Annotated in this window: 14 protein-coding genes and 2 pseudogenes; 10 read left to right on the forward strand and 6 right to left on the reverse strand. The window is 39.9% G+C overall.

Annotated features, from left to right (window positions below; all coding sequences use genetic code 11):
• Positions 1 to 1,293: TonB-dependent receptor (locus tag Q0212_RS00745; RefSeq protein ID WP_297920749.1), on the reverse strand; the 1,293-nt coding region annotated here is incomplete at its 3' end.
• A 274-nt stretch (positions 1,294 to 1,567) separates the two neighbouring features.
• On the opposite strand from Q0212_RS00745, the gene glyQ reads away from it, so the two are divergent.
• From glyQ to Q0212_RS00775, 6 genes and pseudogenes are all read left to right on the forward strand, one after another.
• A complete protein-coding gene (glyQ, locus tag Q0212_RS00750; protein WP_107864320.1) occupies positions 1,568 to 2,530 on the forward strand; it encodes a glycine--tRNA ligase subunit alpha in 963 nt (320 codons plus the stop codon).
• Positions 2,530 to 4,608 carry a glycine--tRNA ligase subunit beta gene (glyS, locus tag Q0212_RS00755; RefSeq protein WP_297920753.1) on the forward strand — a complete coding sequence of 693 codons (2,079 nt, stop codon included), beginning with the start codon at positions 2,530 to 2,532 and terminating at the stop codon, positions 4,606 to 4,608. Before glyQ ends, glyS begins: the two co-directional genes overlap by 1 nt.
• Positions 4,609 to 4,677: 69 nt before the next feature.
• Complete coding sequence (locus Q0212_RS00760; RefSeq protein ID WP_297920755.1) at positions 4,678 to 5,781, forward strand: HPP family protein; 1,104 nt, start codon at positions 4,678 to 4,680, stop codon at positions 5,779 to 5,781.
• A gap of 46 nt (positions 5,782 to 5,827) precedes the next feature.
• Positions 5,828 to 6,109: pseudogene (locus Q0212_RS00765) on the forward strand (YchJ family protein); the annotation flags it as partial.
• Positions 5,991 to 6,368 (forward strand): annotated as a pseudogene (locus Q0212_RS00770) (DUF4172 domain-containing protein); the annotation flags it as partial. The pseudogenes Q0212_RS00765 and Q0212_RS00770, both read left to right, overlap by 119 nt.
• An 83-nt stretch (positions 6,369 to 6,451) precedes the next feature.
• Positions 6,452 to 7,144, forward strand: coding sequence for a hypothetical protein (locus tag Q0212_RS00775; RefSeq protein ID WP_297920757.1), 693 nt, complete (start codon positions 6,452 to 6,454; stop codon positions 7,142 to 7,144).
• 6 nt (positions 7,145 to 7,150) lie between these two features.
• Here Q0212_RS00775 and pdxH read toward each other — a convergent pair whose 3' ends face one another.
• The 5 genes from pdxH to argE form a co-directional block, all read right to left on the reverse strand.
• Positions 7,151 to 7,792: a pyridoxamine 5'-phosphate oxidase gene (gene pdxH, locus Q0212_RS00780; protein ID WP_297920759.1), complete on the reverse strand. Its 642-nt coding sequence runs from the start codon at positions 7,790 to 7,792 to the stop codon at positions 7,151 to 7,153.
• A gap of 84 nt (positions 7,793 to 7,876) precedes the next feature.
• Entirely contained in the window at positions 7,877 to 8,227 is a 351-nt protein-coding gene (locus tag Q0212_RS00785; RefSeq protein WP_297920761.1) for a DUF3147 family protein, read from the reverse strand.
• A gap of 80 nt (positions 8,228 to 8,307) precedes the next feature.
• Entirely contained in the window at positions 8,308 to 9,984 is a 1,677-nt protein-coding gene (gene ilvD, locus Q0212_RS00790; protein WP_297920763.1) for a dihydroxy-acid dehydratase, read from the reverse strand.
• Positions 9,985 to 10,117: 133 nt separating this feature from the next.
• The gene (argA, locus tag Q0212_RS00795) at positions 10,118 to 11,464 is read right to left on the reverse strand and encodes an amino-acid N-acetyltransferase (RefSeq protein ID WP_297920765.1); all 1,347 of its coding nucleotides are present in this window, start codon (positions 11,462 to 11,464) and stop codon (positions 10,118 to 10,120) included.
• Positions 11,465 to 11,542: 78 nt separating this feature from the next.
• Positions 11,543 to 12,694 carry an acetylornithine deacetylase gene (argE, locus tag Q0212_RS00800; RefSeq protein ID WP_297920767.1) on the reverse strand — a complete coding sequence of 384 codons (1,152 nt, stop codon included), beginning with the start codon at positions 12,692 to 12,694 and terminating at the stop codon, positions 11,543 to 11,545.
• 541 nt (positions 12,695 to 13,235) lie between these two features.
• Between argE and Q0212_RS00805 the strand changes: the two genes are divergently transcribed.
• From Q0212_RS00805 to Q0212_RS00820, 4 genes are all read left to right on the forward strand, one after another.
• Positions 13,236 to 13,724: a hypothetical protein gene (locus Q0212_RS00805; protein ID WP_297920769.1), complete on the forward strand. Its 489-nt coding sequence runs from the start codon at positions 13,236 to 13,238 to the stop codon at positions 13,722 to 13,724.
• A gap of 209 nt (positions 13,725 to 13,933) precedes the next feature.
• Entirely contained in the window at positions 13,934 to 16,885 is a 2,952-nt protein-coding gene (locus tag Q0212_RS00810) for a hypothetical protein (RefSeq protein WP_297920770.1), read from the forward strand.
• A gap of 141 nt (positions 16,886 to 17,026) precedes the next feature.
• A complete protein-coding gene (locus Q0212_RS00815) occupies positions 17,027 to 24,535 on the forward strand; it encodes a hypothetical protein (RefSeq protein ID WP_297920773.1) in 7,509 nt (2,502 codons plus the stop codon).
• Entirely contained in the window at positions 24,522 to 25,766 is a 1,245-nt protein-coding gene (locus Q0212_RS00820; protein ID WP_297920775.1) for an OmpA family protein, read from the forward strand. Before Q0212_RS00815 ends, Q0212_RS00820 begins: the two co-directional genes overlap by 14 nt.
• Positions 25,767 to 26,031 lie beyond the last annotated feature (265 nt).

Below are 26,031 nucleotides of genomic sequence, written 5' to 3' on the forward strand. Positions count from 1 at the left end.
ATTTGTGCGTTCTTTTTCGGGTAAAAAGGCATCTTTGGTATCACTCACATCTGTTAAGCTTGGACGTGGTGTGTAATTAGAGTAAAAGTTTTTGCTTTCGGTTACTTCAAAAATATCACCCCAATAAAAACCTGTGCCTATTCGAATAAAATGCTTGTCTAAACCTTTAAATAAACCACTTAAATCAAAACGGGCATGATCCTCTTTGAGTGAAGGATTACCAATAAAACCATCAGGATATTTAAAAAACGTTTTATTACCGTCAAAAGAAAGGGCAAAGTTACGAGGAAAAAGTAGAATGTTTTTTTCTGCTTCTTGAGTGCTGCGATAAAAGCTAGTTCGTGTTTGTATTTGCCAATCTTGAATTAGCTCATTAAAGTTATAACTATAATCAACATTAAAACGTTCAGCTTTAAAGCGGCCTTCAGGATCTAAAGCCTGTATCAAGCCAGCTCCCGTTCCTATATTGTAATTGCCTTGGTAACCGATTCTTAATATATCGTTTAAGCCTGTTAGTTCAAATCGTGCCTCAACTACCGCTTGCATAGTGTTCACTTTATTGGGAGCAAGAGAAGCAGTGGTTTGATATATTTGGTCGTTTAAGGTTTGAGCATCGCTTTTAATAATTGAGTCCCAACCCTCTGTTTTGTACGCTTCTAAGTTAAAAGAAATCTTTTTTGCACCATAACTAGAGCCATGTTGTAACCAAGCATTATGCTGGCCAAAATTACCTATGCCTGCACCTGTTTGTGTGCCTGCAATATCATCCGCATTTTTAGTAATAATATTAATGACACCTGCAAAGGCATCCGCACCATATAAAGCAGAGCCAGGTCCGCGAATAATTTCAATACGAGCAATGCCTTTTACAGGCATTCCCATCCATGCTTGACCACGATTACCTGTAAATAAATTAGTAATCGGAATACCGTTCATTAACATTAATGTTTGGGCATTGCGACTAGAAGTAATACCGCGAATATTATATTTGGGAGTAAGAACTTGGTCAGAAATACCGACATGAAGATCAGGTACAGTTTCTAATACTTGACTAATATCATTCGCCCCCATTGCCTCAATATCTTCAGCAGTGATAACAGTAGCCACAGCAGCGGCTTTATCAAGAGGTGTAGCTGTCCCAGAGGCCAAGGAGGTAACACGAATTTTGCCAAGTTCTTCTAAGGACATATCCCATAAACTGTTATCGGCATAACTATAAGGGCTAGAGCTAAAGCTTATTGCTAAAATTAATGGTTTAATAGAATTGTTAAAAAGAGATTTAGAGGAGGACATGATAATTAGCTCAATAAATGAGTGGTATTAGATTTAGTCGTGCATAAGACACGATTTTATTGTTTTCTAAACGATTAAATGTGAGGAAATATACATTTTTAGCGTTGTGGTTAAGTTAAGCCTAATAGCTGTGATTGGTCAATAAATGGCCGCTTGTTTTTTGAGCAGTGGTCTAGCGTGTCATTTATGTTTAATAAAATCAAACACTGTCTAGCCCTACACCTAAGCCGCGATTATACTAGGTCACTTTTTTATTCTTAGTCATCAGATAACAATGAACAGCAATGCAATTCCTCAAGCCATCAATACCTTTCAAGGATTGATTTTGGCCTTACAAAATTATTGGGCGCAGCAAGGCTGTGTCGTGTTACAACCCTACGATATGGAAATGGGTGCAGGTACTTTTCATACCGCAACTTTCTTACGTGCTTTAGGCCCAGAAACATGGAACGCCGCCTATGTGCAGCCGTCACGTCGTCCTGCTGATGGTCGTTATGGTGAAAACCCCAACCGCTTGCAACACTATTATCAATTTCAAGTGGTGTTAAAACCCAATCCAGATAATATTCAAGAGTTATATTTAAATTCTTTGCGTCATATTGGCATTGACCCCACCGTGCATGATATTCGTTTTGTCGAAGACAATTGGGAATCTCCAACATTAGGTGCATGGGGCTTAGGTTGGGAAGTGTGGTTAAACGGCATGGAGGTCACACAATTTACCTACTTTCAACAAGTGGGCGGTGTGGAGTGTTATCCAGTCACAGGTGAAATTACCTATGGTTTAGAACGTCTAGCGATGTATTTGCAAGGTGTGGATTCTGTTTATGACTTAACATGGACAGATGGCCAATTTGGTAAAGTGACCTATGGTGATGTGTTCCATCAAAATGAAGTTGAACAATCAACCTTTAACTTTGAACATGCCAATGTCGAAAAACTATTTGATTTATTCGATTTTTACGAAAGTGAAGCCAACCGTTTAATGGCTTTACCACAACCCTTACCGTTGCCTGCTTATGAAATGGTGATTAAAGCCTCTCATAGCTTTAACTTATTAGATGCGCGTCGTGCGATTTCGGTCACCGAACGTCAACGTTATATTTTGCGTGTCCGTCAATTAGCACGTGCGGTAGCACAAAGTTATGTGCAAGCGCGTGCTCGTTTAGGCTTTCCAATGGCTAGCCCAGAATTACGTGATGAAGTCTTGGCAAAATTGGCAGCGGAGAGCAAATAATGACCACTTTACCTTTTTTAGTTGAATTAGGCTGTGAAGAGTTACCACCAAAATCCTTAAAAACCTTAGCAGAAAGTTTTTTAGCAGGCATTGAAGCAGGCTTAAAACAAGCGGGTTTAAGTTATGACCATGCACGTTATTATGCTGCACCACGTCGTTTAGCAGTGAGCGTGCAACATTTAGCCTTGCAACAACCAGACCGCACTGTGTATGTTGATGGCCCACCTGTGAAAGCAGCGTTTGATGCCAATGGTAATCCCACCCAAGCGGCTGTAGGTTTTGCCAAAAAAAATGGTGTTGATATTGCCGACATCGACCGTAGCGGCGAAAAATTACGGGTCAGCAAGCATATTCAAGGTGAAACAGCCGTTGCTTTGTTGCCACAAATTGTGCAACAAGCCTTAGATAACTTGCCAATTGCTAAGCGTATGCGTTGGGGAGCGTCTAAAGTTGAATTTGTCCGTCCAACCCAATGGTTGGTGATGTTGTTGGGTGACAAGGTTGTGCCAACGACTATTTTAAGTCAACAAGCTGACCGTATTACCCGTGGTCATCGGTTTATGGCACAAGATGAACGTTTAGCACTTCATTACACCAATTATCCAGCCAGCTTAGAGCATAGCTACGAAACCCAATTAGAAATGGCTTACGTTGTGCCTGATTTTGCCAAACGCCAACAGATGATTGTGGCGGCGGTAGAAAAGTTAGCGGCTGAGCAGGGCGGCAAAGCCTTAATGCCTGCGGCGTTATTGGATGAAGTGACCGCTTTGGTGGAATATCCAGTGCCGTTGGTGTGTCGTTTTGAAGAACGCTTTTTGCACGTTCCACAAGAAGCCTTGATTTCAACCATGCAAGATAACCAAAAGTATTTTTGTTTGGTTGATAACAACGGCAAATTATTGCCTCGTTTTATTACTGTTGCGAATGTCAAAAGCACCAATGCCAAGTTTATTGTTGAAGGCAACGAAAAAGTGGTGCGCCCACGTTTAACCGATGCCGAATTCTTCTTTAAACAAGACAAAAAAGTAAAACTTGAAAGTCGTAATGAACGCTTAAAAACCGTGGTTTTCCAAGCCCAATTAGGCACAGTGTACGAAAAAGCCGAACGTATTAGCGAGTTGGCCGCATTTATTGCCGCCCAAATTGGCGGTGATGTGGCATTGGCACAACGTGCAGGCATTTTAGCGAAGTGTGATTTAGCCACCGAAATGGTTGGCGAGTTTCCTGAATTACAAGGCATTGCAGGCTACTATTATGCACAACATGATGGTGAAGCCAATGATGTCGCTTTAGCCTTAAATGAGCAATATTTACCTAAATTTGCAGGTGATGTTTTACCTAGCACCAAAACAGGTTTAGCGGTTGCCATTGCTGACAAACTCGATACCTTAGTGGGTATTTTTGGCATCAATCAACCACCCACAGGCAGCAAAGACCCGTTTGGTTTACGTCGTGCGGCGATTGGTTTGTTACGCATTATTATCGAAAAAGAATTAGCCTTAGATATTAATGTCTTGAGTCAACAAGCGGTCAATGCCTATGGCAGCAAACTCAGCAATGCAAATACCGTCAATGAGGTATTTGAGTTCTTATTAGGCCGTTATCGTGCTATGTACGAAGAACAAGGCATTGCCGTTGATGTCATTCAAGCGGTACAAACGCTCAAGCCAGCTCAACCTTTAGATTTTGACCGTCGTATTAAAGCGGTAGCGAACTTCCGCAACTTAGCCGAAGCTGAAGCTTTAGCGGCTGCTAATAAACGTGTGGCCAATATTTTAAGCAAAGATGGCGTGACGGTGACGGGTGGTGTGGATAATAGTTTGTTAAGCGAAGTGGCTGAACAAGCCTTAGCCGCCCAAGTGGCGAGCTTACAAACACAATTAGCCCCATTATTTGCCGCAGGTGATTACACACCAGCGTTATCTGCTTTGGCGGCCTTACGTGCACCGATTGATCAGTTTTTTGATTCGGTGATGGTGAATGCGGAAGATGCAGCCATTCGTCAAAATCGCTTAAATTTATTAGCGAGTTTGCGAGAGTTGTTTTTAAAAACAGCGGATATTTCGCAGTTGCAGTAACGGATTATGAACCATAAAACGGCTCAAGTTGAGCCGTTTTTCTTTTTAATTCAATGTATTGGTTGAGTTGTGTCAAAAATATTACTTAAATGGCTCAATTATTTAAAGCCTAATTTTAAGGTTTTGTCCGCTAAAGAGCGAGGTTTGAGTACGCTAGGTGCATTACTTGGTTTAATGCTTTCATCGCTTATTTGTTGGTATTTTTTAAGGGGCATAAATCCTTGGTATATTGCTCCCATGGGCGCATCATCGGTTTTGTTATTTGCTGTATCAAGTAGTCCCTTAGCACAACCGTGGAATATGCTTGTTGGTAATCTTATTGCAGCTATTATTGGTGTAAGTTGTGCATTATGGATTCAAAATCTAAGCTTGGCATTAAGTATTGCGGTCAGTATTGCCATCTTTTTGATGATGACAACCGATTCATTACATCCTCCCAGTGGTGCGGTGGCAATGACGGCGGTACTTGGTGGAGATGCAGTACACAATTTAGGCTATTATTTTGTGCTGTATCCTGTTTTGTTAAATTCGGTATTGCTGCTTGGATTGGCCATTATATTTAACCGACTGGTTGGCCGTCACTATCCTCAGCCTGCACAAATCAACCAACGTTCATCTGCTCCAACTCCCACACAAAAAGTAACCATTCAACCCAAAGATATTGAATATGCACTAGAGCATCACGCGGAGTTACTAGATATTAGTCAATATGACTTAGAAAGTATTATTTTAGAGGCACAACAATACGCTAATCATCGTTTAGACATTCAGCAGTCCTGTGCCGAGATAATGACGAAAGAGGTTGTGTTTTTAAATGCAGATGATCAAATTATACAAGCCTTAGCTTGTTTTAAAGAAATGAATATAATGAGTTTACCTGTATTAAATCAGTCTCATCAATTAGTTGGTACATTGGCTCTTTCGGATGTAGTAGAGTGGTTTGGTAATCAATCGGAGATGCGTGGTACATGGCAAGTACAGGTCAAACATATTATGCACAGACAAGTAGTAATGGTAAAACCAAGCCAAAATATTGTTGATTTAATACCATACTTTGTTGAAAAGTCATTTAATTATTTACCAGTTGTTGGCGGAGACCAAAAACTACTAGGTATTATTAGTCGTGCAGATATGATTGCTGTGTTGTATCAAAATTTGTTGCAGTTAAAATAAGGCTTATTTTGATAAATATGCCGTAAGAGCCTGTAACTATGAAAAAAACGACCTCTGTCCCTGCGGCTCAGGCCAAATATATAGAGAGTGTTGCCAGCGTTTTTGGGCAACACAACAAAAACCAAATACAGCCGAACAATTGATGCACTCACGTTATACGGCCTTTGTATTACAAAAAGCACAATATTTACTTGATACCCATCACCCTGATTTTAGAGCAAAGTCAGCGTGGTACGATGGATATTACGTCTTGGCTTTGCTGGTTTTTACAGACTTTAGAAGCTACCTTGCAACAAGCACTAAGCAACATACAGCGTACATTATTTAAAAAGTTATTTTGGCAAACGTTTTATGAGCTTGGTTTATTGCCCGAGCAAATCAAAGTTCTTAATCGTTTATTAGATGGGGGTGAAAAAGGCTTTGAATTAGGCATCAGTGCCTCACAATATCAAAAAGTGGCTAAAGTGAGTAAAGCCACCGCTACTCGTCATTTAGCTGATTTAGTGGCTAAAGGTTGCGTAGTCAAATTAGAGGGAGGAGGGCGCAATACCCGTTATCAAATTAATACTAAATTGGGCGTTAATTGATATTGTCGTGCTTACGATACTTTGTTGTTGCATAATCCTTAGTGACAAACTTTACTATTAGTATGACTAAAGGAGTAAGCATCATGCGAATTTTAATGTTAATCAGTGCCTTGTTAATGAGTCCGTTAAGTTATGCCAATACGCAATTAATTGGACAATGGCAAGGGCAGGTGAATGGTGAAAGCCTTGTGATTCAATTTAATGTTGATGGCACAGGTCAAATTGGTCAACAAGCGATTTATTATCAAGCCCAAGACAATCAATTATTAGTACAAAGTACAGAGGGCATTTTAAGTTATCAATGGCAGCTAAAAGGCAAACAACTGATTGTTCAGGGAGGCGATTTACAAGGCAGTTTAGTCTTGCAGCGAGTGAGCTATAATCAAAATGTGGAAAAAGCAACAGCTAAAAACGGATCAGCGCAAACGCCACAGCAATTAGTGGGTAAATGGTGTTTAGCCAGTAATTTTAGTGCCAATGCAGGTGGAGGCAGCAGCCGAAGTAGTTGTTTTACTTTACAAGCGAATGGCCGATATCAATATAACCAAGAAAGCAGTATGGATGCGTATGGGGGTGGCATGTGGGGAGGAACCAGCCAACAAAGTCAAGATTCGGGACGTTGGTCGGTGAATGGTCAACAAATTATTGCTGTGTCAGATAATGGCCAACGTTATCAATATCAACTGGAATTAAAAAATCATCCAAAAAATCATGATCCAATGATTTGTTTGGATGGGGAATGTTATGTCAGTTATTTTCAAAAAGCACCTTGGTAGTTGTTTTTAGGGAAACAAACAAATTTTTTCCCAACCATGTTCGCCTAAGCTATACACCACACGATCATGTAAACGGCTAGGGCGACCTTGCCAAAATTCTATACGTTCGGGTGTAATGCCATAACCGCCCCAATGCGGTGGACGTGGCACACTGGTAATATATTTTGCTGCAAAAAAAGCCGCACGTTTGACGAGGGTTGATTTTGCATCTAAAGGACGACTTTGCTCTGATGCCCATGCACCAACGCGTGAGCTATAAGGCCGTGATTGAAAATATGTGTCAGAGATTTCAGCTTTAACTTTATTAATTTTACCTTCGATGCGTACTTGTCGTTCTAATTCGGGCCAAAAAAATGTTAAAGCAACATAACTGTTGGCGGTAATTTGCTCGCCTTTACGACTTTGATAATTGCTATAAAAAACAAACTGTTGATTTTCTACGCCTTTTAATAACACCATACGCGCAGAAGGTTTTCCTTCAGCACTAACAGTGGCAATATTCATCGCGGTTGGTTCATTAACCTTAGAGGCAATAGCTTCCTCAAGCCAAATATTAAATTGGTCGATAGGATCGGGTAAACAGTCATCGACAGATAATTCTTTTTTAGAATAGTCTTGACGAATATGAGCAATATCAAGGTTTTTCATAAATAGCATAGTGTGATTAAAGTAAATCAAGAATGTCCTAACTCACCTTAGTTGGCAATAGGTCATTTAATTTTTGTTTTAGTTTTACAGTAATTCTATGCCAAATCGTTTAACAAGCAAGGCAAACCCGACAAAACAAAAGATAGTAAGTAAACAGGCGATGATGAGACTGAGCCAAAAGCCAAAACGAGCCATTAACCAAGGAAAGGCTAAAAACATGGGTAATGTAGGAATGACATACCAAAAGGTATACCAAGCATGATTGGCGATTTTGCTACTAGATTGTTGTTCTACATGTAGCCAAATCAATGTTAATAAAGTGACCAAAGGTAATGCAGCAAGCAGACTACCAAATTTGTCACTACGTTTAGCAGCTTCGGAGATTAAAACCACCATTGCAGCGGTGATTAAATATTTAGTGATAAGCCAAGTCATTGTTTACTCCAATAAAAAAGGCAGAGTCTTCACTCTGCCTTACCCTAGCACTCTCCCAGTGGGAGAGGGAATATCTTGATTTATTTATCCGTTACAGCACCTTCAGAAGCACTAGAGACGGTTTTAGCATATTTGGCCAATACGCCACGCGTGTATTTGGGTGCAGGGGCAGTCCAATTAGCACGGCGTTTTGCCATATCTTCATCGCTGACATTGACGCTAATTTCACGTGTTACCGCGTCAATGGTAATCACGTCACCATTTTCAATTAACGCAATTGGGCCACCTTCAGCTGCTTCGGGGGTAATATGACCAACCACAAAACCGTGGCTACCACCAGAGAAACGACCGTCAGTAATCAAGGCAACTTCTTTGCCTAAACCTTTACCCATCACTGCCGAAGTGGGTGACAACATTTCGCGCATACCCGGTCCGCCTTTAGGACCTTCGTAGCGAATGACGATCACATCTTTAGCAACCACTTCGCCGTTTAAAATACCTTGTAAGGCATCTTCTTCACTGGCATAAACACGGGCATTGCCTTGGAAAAATAAACCTTCTTTACCCGTGATTTTAGCCATAGAGCCTTCTGGGGCTAAATTACCTTTTAACACAATTAAGTGAGAATCAGCTTTAATAGGTTGATCAAAATCACGGATAATGTCTTGGCCTTCTGGATAATCAGCAACATCGGCTAAGTTTTCAGCTAAGGTTTTACCTGTTACGGTTAAACAATCACCATGTAACAAACCTTGCGCCAACATACGCTTCATTAAAGGTTGAATACCGCCAATGGCAACCAACTCACTCATCATGTATTTGCCTGATGGACGTAAATCAGCCAAAACTGGTGTGGTTTCACCTAAACGCACAAAATCATCTAAGGTTAAATCAACACCCACAGTATGCGCCATAGCTAAGAAGTGTAAAACAGCATTGGTAGAGCCACCTAAGGCAATGACCACACGAATCGAGTTTTCAAAGGCTTTTTTGGTCATAATGTCGCTAGGCTTGATGTCTTTTTTCAATAATTCAAGCACTTGTTGACCTGCACGGTAGCAGTCAGACATTTTTTCGTCACTCACCGCGTTTTGTGCGCTGGAACCAGGTAAGCTCATGCCCAAGGCCTCAATGGCAGAGGCCATGGTGTTGGCTGTGTACATACCACCACAAGAGCCAGGGCCGGGAATAGCCACTTCTTCAATTTGTTTGACTTGGATGGCATTTAATTCACCTTTGGCGTGTTGGCCAACGGCTTCAAATACCGAAATAATATCAGTGTGGCCTGCACCAGGTTTAATCGTGCCGCCGTACACAAAAATAGAGGGGCGATTTAAACGTGCCATGCCCATAATACAAGCAGGCATATTTTTGTCACAGCCACCAATTGCCACAATACCATCAAAGCCTTCACAGCCTGCAACAGCCTCAATTGAGTCAGCAATAATTTCACGTGACACCAAAGAATATTTCATACCAACAGTGCCGTTAGCAATACCGTCAGAAATGGTAATAGTATTAAAAACAACGGCTTTACCACCTGCAGCATTTGCACCTTTTTCAGCTTCATCGGCTAATTTGTTGATGTGCATATTACAAGGTGTCACCATTGCCCATGTTGATGCAATACCAATTTGTGGTTTGTTAAAGTCATCGTCAGTGAAGCCTACGGCGCGTAACATGGCGCGGGCAGGTGCCGCTTCAATACCATCAACCACTTCGGAAGAATGCTTACGCATATTTGGGGTATCACACATACTAAATCTCTTGTTAAAACGATATTAAATGAATAATGGAGCTTGCCCTTCGACTCCGCTCAGGGAACGCTTTATGACTCGGCTTAGGGAGTGTTTTTGCGTGGGCTGAGCGTAGTCGAAGCCTAAAGAACTATTATAACTTTTTACTAAACACTTGCGAATTGCGTTGGAAGTTATAAAGGGCTTTACGTTCTTTGGGTAAATCATCAACCGACACAGGATTAAAGCCTTGCTCTAAAAACCAGTGTGCGGTGCGCGTGGTTAACACAAACAGTGTTTTAATCCCTTTATTGCGTGCACGTGCTTCTAAATAGTCTAATAATTCAGAGCCACGATCACCTTTGCGGTAGCTGGGATGCACAGCAACGCAGGCAATTTCACCGCTTAACACGCCATTATCATCAGCAGGTAGGGGATATAAAGCGGCACAACCGACAATCATGCCATCACGTTCAATGACCGCAAATTGATTAATTTCGGTTTCTAAACGCTCGCGTGAACGACGCACCAAAATACCTTCTTCTTCAAGTGGGCGTAATAATTCAAGCAAGCCAACGACATCGTCAATTTCTGCGGTACGAATTTCTTCATAAGGGTCTTGAGTGATCAATGTCCCTGAACCATCACGGGTAAATAGTTCTTGTAATAATGCGCCATCACGGGCATAAGAAATAATATGTACGCGCCGCACGCCGCCACGACATGCCTCACGAGAAGCATCCATATGACGCAAAATTTCACTATCTAAGACTTTGCCACGTAAATATTGATCGACTTCATTGGGAATCATTTCGCGCAATAAACGATCATCATCATTAGCAATGCCTTCTTTTTCGCCCAATAAAATCAATTTGTCGGCTTTTAAGGCAATCGCCGCATGCACCGCGACTTCTTCTGCTAATAAATTAAAGACTTCACCAGTGGTTGAATAGCCTGTTGGGCCTAAAATGACAACATGATGATTCATTAGGTTTTTATTGATAGCTTCGGTATCAATCGAACGCACTTCGCCTGTTAATTGAAAGTCAACGCCTTCACGCACGCCATAAGGTTTGGCAATGACAAAATTGCCCGAAACTGCATCAATACGTGCACCATACATTGGTGAATTAGCCAACCCCATGCTTAATAAGGCTTCAACTTCTAAACGAATTGATCCGACTGCATCCAACACACAACGTAAAGATTCGCGGGTGGTGACACGTAAGCCTTTATGAAAAGGTGTATTTAAACCATATTCAATTAAGTTTTCATCAATTTGTGGTCGTGCACCATGCACTAACACCAAACGAATACCCAAAGAATGTAATAAGGCAATATCGTGAATAATATTGCGAAAATTTTCGTGATTAACTGCTTCACCACCAAACATCAACACAAAGGTTTTGCCTCGATGAGCATTAATATAAGGGGCAGAATTTCTAAACCAATGAACATATTGTTCAGTCATGGTATCGGGAGACAAAAAATCATCAGTCATAATTATTACTATCCTAAAAACTAAACTTCGCAGCTGGCGATAACTCCCTCTCCCATTGGGAGAGGGCTGGGGTGAGGGCTAAGCCGCATAGCCAAGTACACAATAGTGGTGAATTAATTGTTTTAACCACAATAATAACGGGGAAATGTTTTTAATGGGTAAATATTCATTCGGTTGATGCGCAGTTTCTATACTACCAGCACCTAAAATAATAGTATCCATACCAAGTTGCCGAAAATAAGGTGCTTCTGTACCAAAAGCCACCGAGCCAGACTCACTTTGGGTCAAGCGTTCAACCATTTTGACAAAGGGGGAGTCAGCAGGTGTTTCGGCAGGTGGTGTTCCCTCAAAAATGGCTTCATATTCAATTTGAATTTGTTGTTGTAGGGCAATACGTTTTAAACGTTGAGCAATTTGTTGACGAATATCATCCATATTCATATCTGGTAATGGCCGCAAATCAAATTGCAACTCACATTGGCCACAAATACGATTAGGGTTATCTCCACCATGAATACAACCCAAGTTTAAGGTTGGGTAGGGAATAGTAAAGGCGGGATTGTGGTATTTTTTCTGCATTTCGGCACGAAAAGCCATTAAATCGCTCATCACCAACGTCATTGCATCTAAAGCATTATTGCCCAAACTGGGATCACTCGAATGACCACTATTGCCCAAAATCTTTACCCGCTCCATCATCACCCCTTTATGCAGGCGAATCGGTTTTAAGCTGGTTGGCTCACCAATTAGGGCAAAACGTGCTTGAGGTTTGCTGGCTTCCACTAAAGCTTTTGCACCAGCCATAGATGATTCTTCATCACAAGTTGCAATAATAATCAGTGGTGCTTTGAGTTTGGTTTTGCTAAAAGCTTGTGCCGCATTTAATACAGCAGGGAAAAAACCTTTCATATCGGCAATGCCTAAACCATACAAATTGCCGTTACGTTCGCTTACTTTAAAAGGATCGCTTGCCCATAATTGGGCATCACAAGGCACAGTATCGGTGTGCCCTGCCAAGACTAAGCCGCCAGAACCACTGCCTAAAGTTGCAATTAAATTAGCTTTGCCTACACTAATAGGCATAACTTCGCAGTGAAAACCGAAGTGGCTTAACCATGAGGCTAGTAAGTCAATCACTGCTTGATTACCCTGATCTATGTTGGAATCAGTGCAAGAAACACTAGGTAAAGCAACGAGCTGTGAAAGTTGTTGTAAAAAGAGCTTGTCCATAGTTTAACGAGCTATCAGCAAATAAATAAAGTAACACTTGGTAGATGAGTGTACATGGTATTTATTGAGTTTTAAGTCTTGTTTAAAAAAAATTACAACTGCACGCTATTTTTATTAGATGAAAATAACGCAAACTGCTATAAGTAAGAAATAGACAAGCTACTAATACGCTGTTTTTTATACGCTTGTATAAATAAAAATATCTAACTATTTGACGATTTTTTTATAAATGATGAAGTTTAATTCCTTACTAAAATTGTGATGATGGTCACTAATCTGTGAAAAACTACTACTCATCTTCTTTCATCAATCGTTAACTTGAAACGGTGTGAATTTTGGATATGATTGTAAACAAGGTAGTGTGAACTGTATCAAAGAATCGTTATCAGTTAGTTTTTTGTAATACCGTTGTTTAAATAAAAAGCCAATAGATTACACTCAATAACTATAACGGCGTGGTGTTTGATGTGACCTTAACACATCTTCAAGACCCACATAGCATTCACTACAAACAACTTAGGGTTGTTAAGGGTTAAATACTGTGAAACTAAAGCAATTTTCTTATAAAACAATTTCTATTTTTGTAGCCGCTTTATTTGCGGCAAACTTGCATGCTGCACCAACGGCAACAGCCGTCAAAAAAGAGCCTGTTCAAATCAAGTTAGAGCAATTTAAAGTATCAGTCGAAAATGGTAAAGAGACTTTAGCCCCAATTCAGTCGGTTAAGCCTGGCGAAGTTATTGAGTATCGTGCCACTTATAAAAATGTCAGCAGTGGCGCAGTAAAAAATTTAGTTGCGACTATTCCTGTTCCTAAAGGCACTGAATATCAAGCAAAAACAGCTAATCCGCTGGCAACTGTAGAAGCCTCTATTGATAATGTCACTTTTGCTGCTGTTCCCTTAATGGATACAGCCAAAAAACAACCAATACCCACCAAAGAATATCGTGCTTTACGTTGGAAATTACAAGAATTAGGTGCAGACAAATCTATTGTTGTCTCTGCACGTATGAAAGTTAATCAAGAATAGTTTTTTCAGAGAATAAGGATTTTCTCTTAACGGTTTTGTCTTTCAAATTCGCCACTTGAAAGATGAATACGAGTTTTGTGTCAACAAAGCTCGTGTGGAGCTGGACGCTCACCAACTTTAAGGATTATAGGGATATTTGTGAGCGCGCCAGTAAAAAGCTGGCAAGGCGATATAACTTAATAAACCAAGCATAACCAGAGGTTCTTATTATGCGTACTCAAGACAACAATCGTCAGGCTTGCCAAAACACGAGCAAAGTTTGGCGTTTAAATGCCATCGCTGGTGCGATGGCTGTAGCTATTGGTGGTTTTAGTGCAAGTGCATTTGCTGCTGCACCAGCTGCTAACTCTTTAATCGGTAACACCGCGACTGCAACCTATACTGATGCTTCTGCGATTAACCGTACAGCAACATCTAACACCGTACAAACCGTTGTTCAACAAGTTCGTGCTTTTGATTTGGTTGCTAACGAAACACGTTATGTTGCACCAGGCGGCCAAGTTACTTTCCCACATACCTTAACCAACACGGGTAATGGTAGTGATACTATTTCCTTAAGTGTTGCCAACAATACTGGGGATAATTTTGATTTAACAGGCTTTGTCATTTATGCAGATGCGGATGGTAATGGCATACCCGATAATGCCACACCTGTAACCTCTGTGACTTTAGCAGCGGGTGGTGTGTATAAATTTGTGGTAGTTGCTAATGCGCCTGTAACTGCTGCAAATGCTCAACAAGCCACGACGACTGTAACAGCTAGTGCTGCTGCAGGTGGTGGCTTATTAGCAGTCAGTGATACCAATACAGATACTGCTATTATTTCTACCAATGCGGTTGTAACTGTTACCAAGTCTGCCAATATTTTAACAGGTCCAACAGGTACAGTCGTTGAATATACCTTAACCTATACCAACACAGGTAATACGGCTGCGACTAGCTTAGCAATTTCAGACTTAATACCTAAAAGTGCAACCCCAGCAACTGTTGGTGGTATGAAATATCAGGCTGGCTCTGGTGTATGGAGTGGTGGTGGCACGTTAACTGATGATATTGATACAAGTCCAAACGAAGGTACTGCTAATACGGCTGATGGTACAGGTATTACTTATCAAGTATTGGGTACACCGTCATTAGGTACGGAACGTGTGGTTGCAACAATCGCCTCAGTTCCAGCAAATACTTCGGGTACTTTAAAATTTAGAGTACGAGTGGACGATAGCACAGCCGATGGTAACAGCGTTGCTATGGCGGGCGTATTGTCTAATACGGCAACTTATGGCTACAACAATGGCTCAACCAATATTACAGGTCAAAACACGAATACCGTAAACTTTACGGTAACAGCAACGGCCTCTGTGGTTGCCAACAATGCCTCTGGTACAACAGCTGATGGTGGTGCTAATGATTTAGTTGCTCCAACACTGACTGTGGCCAATCCTGATGTTAATCAGGGTGAGGTAGTTGTATTTGATAACTGGATACATAACACAGGTAATGGTGCTGATACCTTTAACGTAACCTATGCTAACGCAGGTGTTAATGGTTTCCCAGCTGGCACATCATTCCAATTATATCAAGCTGATGGTGTCAACGTTTTACAAGACTCTAACAGTGACGGTATTCCAGATACTGGTGTATTGCCAGTTGGTGGTGAATATAAAGTTGTGTTAAAAGCAACCTTGCCAGCAGGCACTTCAAGCGTTCCTGTTGGTGGCTTTACTGTGGTTAAAACAGCAACATCTGTTGCTAACCCAGGTGTAAACAATAGCGTTAATGATACATTAACTGCAATTACACCTAACGTAGCTGACTTGTCTAACAATACCACACCAACGCAAAATTTATTGGGTGCTGGTGACAATGATCCCACAGCAACAGTGCCTCTCATTTCCGCAGGTACTGAAGATAATAGTGGCACACCATGGACTACTCAAACTACCAATCCTGGTACTTCCGTAATCTTCCCATTATTAATCGAAAATAAACGAGGTATTGCTGATAATTATGATTTAGCCGCAGGCTCTACGTCTGCTATGGCTGCATTACCTCCAGGTTGGACAGCCGTATTCCGCTTATCTACTAGTGGTTCCTGTGCCACTATGGGAGCCACTATTATCAACACGGGTACCATAACCGCTAATGATTCCGCTCTTGCTACTGGTACGGATAGCAAGTTAGTTTGTGCGGTCATTTCTGTGCCTGCTAATGCCGCTGCGACACCAACTTCACCACAAGATATTTACTTCAAAATCACATCGCCTATCTCTGGTGCATCAGATACCAAGCGTGATGCGGTGAGTGTCAATACGGTTCGTAACTTACAAATGACTACTGATCGTACAGGTCAAGTGTTCCCAAGTGGTACAGTGGTTTATGAGCACACCTTAACTAATAATGGTAACGTAGTAGAAGGCGATGCTTTGGACGAATTGTTATTAACAGGTACAAACTCTTTAGCTGGTTTTAGTACAATTTTATATATTGATACTAATAACAATGGTGTTTTAGATGCCGCTGATGCCGTTATTACAGGTACAGCAGGTGCTGGTAACAACAACTTCCATACAGTCACTGTAGGTACTGCAGGTACAGGTTTGGGTAATGGCTTAGCTGGTTTAGATATTGGCGAAAGCGTACGTATTTTTGCTAAAGTACAAGCTCCTGCTGGTGCAACACCAGGTACAACAGACTCCTTAACGGTATTGGCTCAGGCAGTTGGTACAATTAACAGTATTGCTGCGCCAAGTGCAACTAATACCGATACAACAAACGTTATTGGTGGTCAAATCCGTTTAGATAAAGAGCAAGCTTTAGACGCTGCTTGTGATGGTAATGCCGATGCTGCGTTCACAAACGCCAACATTAACGCCTTGCCTGGTGCATGTATTATGTACCGTATCGTTGCTACTAACGAAGGTGTATCACCAGTAACTAGTGTACTGATTAATGATACTACACCATCATTTACGACTTTATTTGATAAAGTGGTAGGTGGTACTGTAACTACAGCAACTACACCAGTGGTAACAGGTGGCACAGTGAATACTGTTCCAACCAAACCAGCTGATGGTGCAGCAGGTGCGTTACAGGCTGATGTTGGTACATTAAATGGTACTCAATCTGCTACCTTTACCTTTAGTGTTAAAATTGATCAATAATCCTTAATTGATTAATTTTTAATACAGAGCAGGGATGCTCATGTGCTAAAAGAGTCAGGTTTTACTGACTCTTTTAGGCTTAGTCTTCTGTTGTGCTTATGTGCTGTTTATAGCCTAAGTCATATAAGTTAGGTACAACGTATGTGTTTATCAACTTGTGCCAATCAATTACATAATTCTTCTAAAAATAAAGGCTATATCGTGTATTTTTTAAACTATTCTACACAAGTCATTTATATGTTACGCACGTTAGTTGCGTTATGTATGATGCTTTGTGGAGTGGCTTATGCGCAAATGCCTGCTGCAGGCTATCAAATAAAAAATGAAGCTTTTGCCCAGTTTGTCAATGAAACAGGCGAAACTTATCTATTAAAATCGCAGCCTGTTATTGTTCAAGTATTGCCTGTTTTAGCTGCAACTCTAACACCAGCTAATGATATCGTTGCTTCTCCAAGTCAGGTTGTATTTTGGCCACATATTTTAACCAACACAGGTAATGCAGATGATGGTTATCGTTTTAGTTTGACCGATGTTGGTGGTGATAGCGGTATTTTAATAAATTTACAATTAATTCATGATGTTAATAAAAATGGTACGTTTGATGCTGGTGATGTCATTATTGATCCAGCAGCACATCTAGAGCAGATTGCGGTTGGACAAAGTATGTCTTTGTTGGTTAGAGCGCAATTGCCAGCAACTTTGTTGCCAGGCAGTCAGTTTAGCGTATCGCTCAAAGTCTTTGGTTCTCAAGGTGTGCCAGTACTGCAACAAACAGATAATGTTTATACCAATGCCCCACAATTTGTTTTAAGTAAAAATGTTAACAAAACCCAGATAAATCTCAATAACCCAAGTAATACCTTACTTTATAGCCTTGAGTTTAGTAACACAGGTAATGCTGTTGCCTTAGGTACTACGGTGAGTATTGATGGTGTTAATCAGCAAAAAGTTATTTTTGATGATCCCTTGCCTGTAGGTGTCACTTTTAAAGATATTTATCTGCGTAAAGGGGGAGGGGAGCTGCTTTATCATCTAAAAGGTGAGTCTCAACAAGTTTATCATCGTTATAACAGTGGTACGTTACCATCATTAACACAAATTGATCGTATTGCGGTTGCTTATTCATCATTTGATGTTAAACAAGAAGGCCAAATTGATGTAGAAGTTGAGGTAACAACACAGCAGCTCTCAAACTTAAATAATCAGTTTGTCAGTTATTACAAATATGGCAATGAAGAAAAACAAGCTTTTTCTAATGTGGTAACCACATTATTGCAAAAAAACTCTTTCAGTTTATTGATTGATAATAGCCGTGTAGCAAAACTGAATGACGTAGTTGCATTGCCTCATGTGTTGCAAAATAACGGTAGTTTTGCAGAAAGCTATACGTTATCAGTCACTCAATTAACTAATGATAATAGCGATTTATTAAATGTGATTATCGTTCAAGATATAAACAATAATGAGCGATATGATGTTGGCATAGATCAGCAAATTACCGAATTGAGCCTAGATGCAAATAAAAGTGCCAAATTATTGCTTGTTGGTACTGTACCTAACGATCTGGCAAATCAAGATAAAATAAAATTAACACTAACCGCTCAAAGCAAAAATACGAATCAACAGCAATCGGTGAATGATGAGTTAATTATTAGCTCAAGTTTAGGCTTTAATGTTAGTTTAAGTGCTGCAAATGATTTAGTGGTGTTGCCAAGTCAGCCTGTTTTATGGAGACATGAGTTAAAAAATACAGGTTCTTTGGCTGATAGTTACGATATTCTAGTTAGCAATTTAACTGGTGATAACAAAGATATTGCTAATTTGCAGGTGTTTATTGATAGTAATAATAATGGTGTTTATGATGCAGGTGTGGACTCTTTAGTGAATAGTGCCATTTCTTTAAACCCTCAACAGCAAGTTACCTTATTTGTGATTGGCACAACGCCAGCTGACGCAAAATTAAATGATAAAATTAATATTAATTTGCAAGCCAAAAGTACACGTTCGAGCTTAACTAAAAATACTGTCGATAAACTAAGTGTTGTTGCTGCAACGTTAGGCTCAAAAAATAATGATTATACGGTTGATAAACAAAAAGTTTTAGTAACAGCGACTAAGCCAGATGAAGGGTTTATTTATTTAGAGGCAGGTGTTGCTCAATGTAATACTCGCCCAAATATAGCAGACAAAGTGTTACTGAGAGTACGTTCTTTTGCTTTAGAAGATTCAGCCACCATTATAGATGAAGAGTTTGTGATAGCTGAAGAAGCCAGTGATAAAACTGATAGTAGTTTGTTTAGGTTATCTAACCCGTTAAAAACCAAGTCACGTCGTGATCCAAAAACTCGTCAGTTGATAAATGTCACCAAAGAAAATCAAATTTTAGAAGTGTTAACAACTGACAAAGTTGAAGTGACAATTATTCATTGTTTAGAAGATGATGGCAAAACTATTAAAAAAGACTCACAAAATCAAGAAATGAAAGTCTATAAAGATTTTGTGACTAAAGAAGAAGTTAAAACCAGTGTTTTAATATTTGAACCTGCTGATCTTAAAAGTAAAAATGCTAATTATTCAGTGCTAAGAAGCAAAATTTTAGCCAATCAAAAGTTATTCTTAGAAACAGAAACAGAACAGTGTAATACACAAATTGGTGTAGCAGATAAGTTGTTGTTAAGAGTGCGTGCATTTGGTCGGGATAGTCAAGGTAATTATGATTCTGCATATTTAGATGAAGAATTTGTAGTGGCCATTGAAACGGGTAAAGATACTGGTTTATTTCGCTTAGAAAAACCTTTACCAACACGCTCCCGTTTAGAAAATACGCCAATTAAGCAAAACGAGATTTTAGAAACAATTGCTCATGACAAAGTCACCGCTACGATTATCCATTGCTTAGAAAATGATGGAAAAACCATCAAAAAAGATGAGCAAGGCTTAGAAATGAAGGTTTATAAAGACCCAATCAATCAAGTAGGTGAGGTTTCCAGAGAGTTATTAGTTGACCCTTTTGGTGTCGTGTTTGATAGCAAAACAGGTAAATTGCTTAATGGTGCAACTGTTAAGTTAATTCGTGTTGAAAATGGCAAAGAAGTTCCGTTTAAGTTATTTGATGATAATTTTAAAGAATGCGAAGTTGATACAGAGGCTAGTTCAGCCTGTAAAAAGACAATTATTACAGGTACATTAGATATTAATGGTGATGGTGTTGTAGATGCAGGTGATGACGGTATGTTTAGATTTCCGTTTGTGCCAGCCACCAATGCGATAAGCAGTTTTTATCGCTTGGTGATTACTGCGCCCGATGGTTATACCTATCCCAGTGTGGTATCACCAACAGCATTATTGAATAATCCAGCCACCAAGAATCGTGTTATTCATTCAACAGGTGATTTTACAACAGGTGATGATGATGGCTCTTATGGAGGCCGTTTTAATGTGTTACCCACAGACGGTCCAGTAGAATTAGATATTCCAATGGATCCGCCAGCCATTGATAAAGCTTCTTTATTTATCAAAAAAGAAAGTAACCGTAAAAACGCTGAATTAGGCGAGTTTGTTGATTATACCGTTGTGGTGCGTAATGTGTCTGTTAATAAGACGGTTGCGACTAAGGTGGTGGTAAAAGATACTTTACCTAAAGGCTTTAGTTATGTACAGGACAGTGGCCGTGTAGACAAAGTGTTGCAAAATCCTCAAGGTGGTATTGGACCTGTGTTAAGTTTTACAGTAGGAGATATTGCAGCAGATGCAGAAGTAAAACTGACCTATAGGGCTCATATTGGGACAGGTGCATTACATGGTGATGGTATAAATCGTGTTATTGCAACAGATAGTATAGGGGCTTCATCACAAGAAGCCGTTGCAGCAGTGAAAGTAACGGCAGGCGTATTTAGCCAAGAAGCCTTTGTGATTGGTAAGGTTTATACGGATTGTAATCGTGATGGTGTACAAGGCTTAGAAGAAATCGGGGTGCCTAATGTTCGTCTGATTTTAGAAGACGGTACTTATGTAGTTACTGATGTTGAAGGTAAGTTTAATTTTTATGGCTTACGTCCGACAACACATGTTCTTAAATTAGATAGAACCTCTTTGCCAGAAGATGTTGAGTTAATTGAGCAAAATGTTCGTAACGCAGGCGATCCATCAAGTCGTTTTGTTGACTTAAAATCGGGAGAAATTCACCGAGCAGATTTTGCTATTACCACCGATAATGCGACTTGTTCTGGTCCAGCGATGGCAGAAATTTATGCCCGTCGTAATCAAGGTGATAAGGCGATAGGTGAGTTAGAACGCGAATTAAAAGCAGATCTGACTTTTGAACGTAATAATCCAAGTGATGTACGCTCTTTGCCAGCTAATGGCTGTGTTAATTATACAGGTAATGAATGTGGTTTACATGGCAAAGCCAAAATGCCCACGTTAACAACGGCTGTAGTCAAAGCCGATCAGAACTCTCAAGAAGATGATATTAATCGTATCGAGCTTGCCAAAGATAATCGTAGCCTTGAAAGCTATTTAGACAATACCTCTTCTAATCAATTAGATATTTTAAATTTAGTTGATGGACAAGTTTTACCTTACTCTCAAACTCGTATTTTATTTAAAGGTGTTTTAGGCGCACGTTTTGAGTTAAGTGTAAACGAGCAAGTGCTTGATGAAAAAAGTATGGGTATTCGTATGGCCGTTACCGAGCAACGATTAGAGGCGCGCGAATATATTGGTATTAACTTAAAAGCGGGTCAAAACCGTATTGTCTTAAAACAATTTGATGGTTTGGGTAATGTGCGTGGTACTCGTAGCTTGGTGGTTACTGCACCTGCAAACTTGGCTAAATTGCTGGTGACAACTGATCAAAAAGTCGTTGAGGCAAATGGTAGCAATGAAGTTTTAGTGTCAGTGAAATTACAAGACGAAGCGGGTGTACCAATCACCACTCGTACAAGTATTACTTTAGAAAGTAATGCAGGACGTTTTAGAGCCAAAGATTTAGATCCCAAAACTCAAGGCATTCAATTATTTGTTGAGGGTGGTGAATTTAGTGTCAAACTAGTTGCCCCAACACAAGCAGGTGAATCAACAATTCGTGTCAGTAGTGGTGTGTTAAAAACAGAACAAAATATTCGTTTTGTGCCTGAGTTACGTCCTATGGTGGCAGCAGGTATTGTTGAAGGAATGGTGTCATTTAAAAATTTTGATAGTGCCAAAGTTCAACCTGCTTACGCGAATGACGGTTTTGAAGCAGAATTACAAAATCTATCAAGTAGCAATGATGGTAAATTAAATGTAGGTGGTCGTGCTGCGATGTTCTTAAAAGGCAAAGTTAAGGGGGAATACTTATTAACATTAGCCTATGACTCTAATAAAGAAAAAGATCAGCGTTTATTCCGTGATATTCGTCCAGATGATTACTATCCTGTCTATGGTGATTCAGCAGTACGTGGTTTTGATGCACAATCTACTAGTAAGTTATATGTACGCTTAGATAAAGGTCGTTCTTACATCATGTTTGGTGATTACACCACACGTATTGAGGGTACAGAGGCTTTATCTTTAGGACAATATAACCGCTCTTTAACAGGTATCCGTGGTCATTACGCAACAGATACTTTTAAAGCGACAACTTTTGTTGCTCAAACTAATGCCAAACAAAGAGTATTTGAAATTCCTGCACAAGGTATTTCTGGGCCTTATGTTTTGCCTAGTCTTGATGGCTTAAAAGTAAATAGTGAAAAAGTCGAAATTATTAAGCGTGACCGCAATAATTTGGGCTTAATTATTAATACTGAAGCTAAAACTCGTTTTACTGATTATGAGTTTGAAGCCTTAACATCAAGTATTTATTTTAAATCGCCAGTACCTAGTTTAGATGCCAATCTTAACCCTTACGCAATTCGTGTGACTGTTGAAGTTGAAGAAGTTGCAGGTGAAGACTATGTGGTTGGTGGTGTTCAAGTTGAGCAACAATTAGGTAAAAAAATCACTGTAGGTGCAGCGGCTGTTCAAGAAGATGCTCCCAATGATAATTATCAATTAGCCAGTGCTAATCTCACACTACAATTGACTGAAGCAACAAAACTTATTGCTGAGGTTGCTCAATCAGATCGTGAAACTAAAGCATTAGGGCAAGCTAGCCGTGCAGAATTATTGCACAGTACCCCAAGAATTAATGCCCGTGTTTATTATGGCGAAAGTGATACAGCATTTGAAAATCCAGCTGCTCCATTAACCAGTGGCCGTGCCGAAAGCGGTATTAAAGCAACCATTAATATGGATTCATGGGGTAATTTGTTGACTGAAGCGATTCGTACCGAGAATGTGACAACAGGTGGTGTACGTCATGGCGTTAAAGCAACAATTAGTCGTTCATTTGCACAGCATTTTACCGCAGAGTTAGGTGGTCGTTTTTATGACGAAACCGCTTTGCCTGCCAATAACACAAATTTAGGGGTGACTCCTTATGAAGGTGTGACTGTGCATAGCAAATTAAACATTCAAATTCCTCAATTAGATGGCGCGAGTGTTTATGGTGAGTATGAACAGGACATCGAAAATAGTGATCGCAAGGTTATTTCTGTTGGTGGCGATTATCGGATCAATAGTCAAAGTAAGTTATACGCTAAACATGAACTATCATCATCGGTTAATGGTGGCTTTGGTCTGAATGATCAACAACAACGTAATAATACGGTCATTGGTGTAGAAAGTAATTACATGAAAGATGGCCGCGTATTTAGTGAATATCGTGTCCGTGATGCAATTAATGCCGAAGATGTTGAGGCCGCTATTGGCTTGCGTAATAGCTGGTATTTAACAGAAGGTTTACGTTTAAATACCAATTTTGAAGAAGTACGTACCTTAGATGGTGATAGTAATAGTGATGCAATTGCTGCGAGTTTGGGCGTGGAATACTTAGCTAATCCATTGTGGAAAGCGACAGGTAAAATTGATTTACGTTGGGCTGATAGTGCCGATAGTATTTTAAATACACTCGGTTTTGCTTATAAAATTTCTCGTGATTGGACATTGTTGACTAAAAATATGTTGAGTTTGACCGATAATCATGGCGTGAATGTCGGCAATCGTGTGCAAAACCGTTTTCAATTAGGTGCAGCTTATCGTCAAGTTGATATTAATCGTTGGGATATGTTGACCAAAGTTGAATACAAATTAGATGATAACAAAGCAACGTTAAATGCTCATAGCAAAACAGATAGTTATATTTTCTCTAATCATATTAATTATCATCCTACTCGTCGCTGGACATTTGCAAGCCAATTAGCAGCCAAATGGTATACCGATAATTCGAGTAATTTAGATTCCGAAGCGACAACCTATCTGATTGGTGGGCGAATTATTCACGATATTAGTGAACGTTGGGAAACTAGCATTCAAGCAGGATGGTTAAGTGGTGATTTAGGTGGCCAACGTACGGTACTTGGTGCGGAGGCAGGTTATTTAGTGACTACTAATTTATGGCTGTCGTTGGGATATAACTGGTTAAGCTATGATGATGCCGATTTAGTAGGTACTGATTTTACCGTAGATGGGGCTTATATGCGTTTACGCTTTAAGTTTGATGAGGATTTATTTGGAGGCAATAAGCCTTCAACCAATAAAGCATTGGAGCCCAAAAATGTTGGCCTATAATAAATTAACACGAACATTGTGCTGTATTGCTGCAATTTATATGGCTCAGGGTGTTCATGCTGAAGAAGCGCAAAATAATCAGGATACGCCAAAAGTAGCTGAAACTTTAGCAACCCCTCAGCAAGATCGTATTAGTGATGTAGTGATTGGTCGTGATTTGGAGACCTTAAAAACTGCACAAAGTCGAATTGCCAAATTAAATAATAATGGTATTGAAGCGGAAAATTATTTTTTAGTTAAGGCGCAGGCTTGGCTAGATTTTGCTATGCACGAATATTATGAAAATGACCGTAGCCAAGTGATCGAGAATGCTTTAGCGGAATCGTATAAACTCATTAAAGAAATGGAAGCCGCTAATAATAGTATCTCTATGGATACCTTAGTGATTCCTGAGTCAGTGCGTTTGCGTGAAGATTTATGGAAAATTGCGGCAGAGCTTAAACAACATCAAGGTTTTGCGTGTGCGGCTGCACCGATTGCAGAAATGGAAGTGCGTTTGGTTTGGGCAGGTCATGAACATGAAGAGTTAGGATGGCGACATGCTAGAGAGCATTTTGCCGCAGCCGAAAGATTAGCTAAAAAAGCGCGCAAATTAGCTGATAATTGTTTCTGTCCTCCAGAAGAAAAACCTTGTCCAATGATGGTTGCTAAAGCGGAACCTGTACAAGATGTACTGGATAAGAGCAGAGTACGTCCGAAAAAGCCATTTGCAGAGCCTGTTGTTATTCCAGAAGTTAGTTCTGAGCCGATTGATTTAGTCAATGTGCCACGTAATGTGCATTTTGCATTGGATAAATCAGATATTAATGAGAAAGGCGCATTAATTTTAGATCGTGTTGCTGAAATTCTAAAAGCATATCCACATATGACTGCTATTTTAGTGGGACACACAGACTCTCGTGCTAGTAAAGCCTATAACTTAGCCTTGTCCGAACGTCGTGCTAAATCTGTACTCAATTATTTGATCAAAAAAGGTATAGATAAAGCTCGCTTTAGTTATCAAGCAGAAGGCTTTAATAAACTCAAAACGGCTGAAGATGAATTATTAGGTCATGCTTTAAGTCGTCGTGTGGAGATTGCTTATTTTGGTGAGAATATTATTTCTTATGACCAAACAGGCGATATTGTTGTTGAAGAGATGCGTAAAGCGAAAGCTGCAAAAGCTGCTCGTAATATGAGTAAAAAAGTGCCCAAAAAATCTAAACCATCAGTCAAAAAGCCGAAAAAATAATGAGTCAGCCAAGCTGTTTATAAGACTGAAGTTTTATGAGCAGCTTGTGTTGGTTTTTGGCTTAGATGCTTAGTGCGTAAATAGAGGAGAGGGCAGTGCGTAGTCTATCGGTTTGGTTATATAAAGGGCTATTGTTGTTATGTTTGATGATAACCAATCAAGCATATGCCGCATTAGTAGATATTGTAGTCAACCAAAGTGATAGCCCAGACCCTGTGCCTTCGGGTGGCACACTCACTTACACCATTAACGTAGATAATAACGG

Origin of the sequence: uncultured Agitococcus sp., assembly GCF_937920075.1 — a bacterium.
In the GTDB taxonomy this organism is placed as follows: domain Bacteria; phylum Pseudomonadota; class Gammaproteobacteria; order Pseudomonadales; family Moraxellaceae; genus Agitococcus.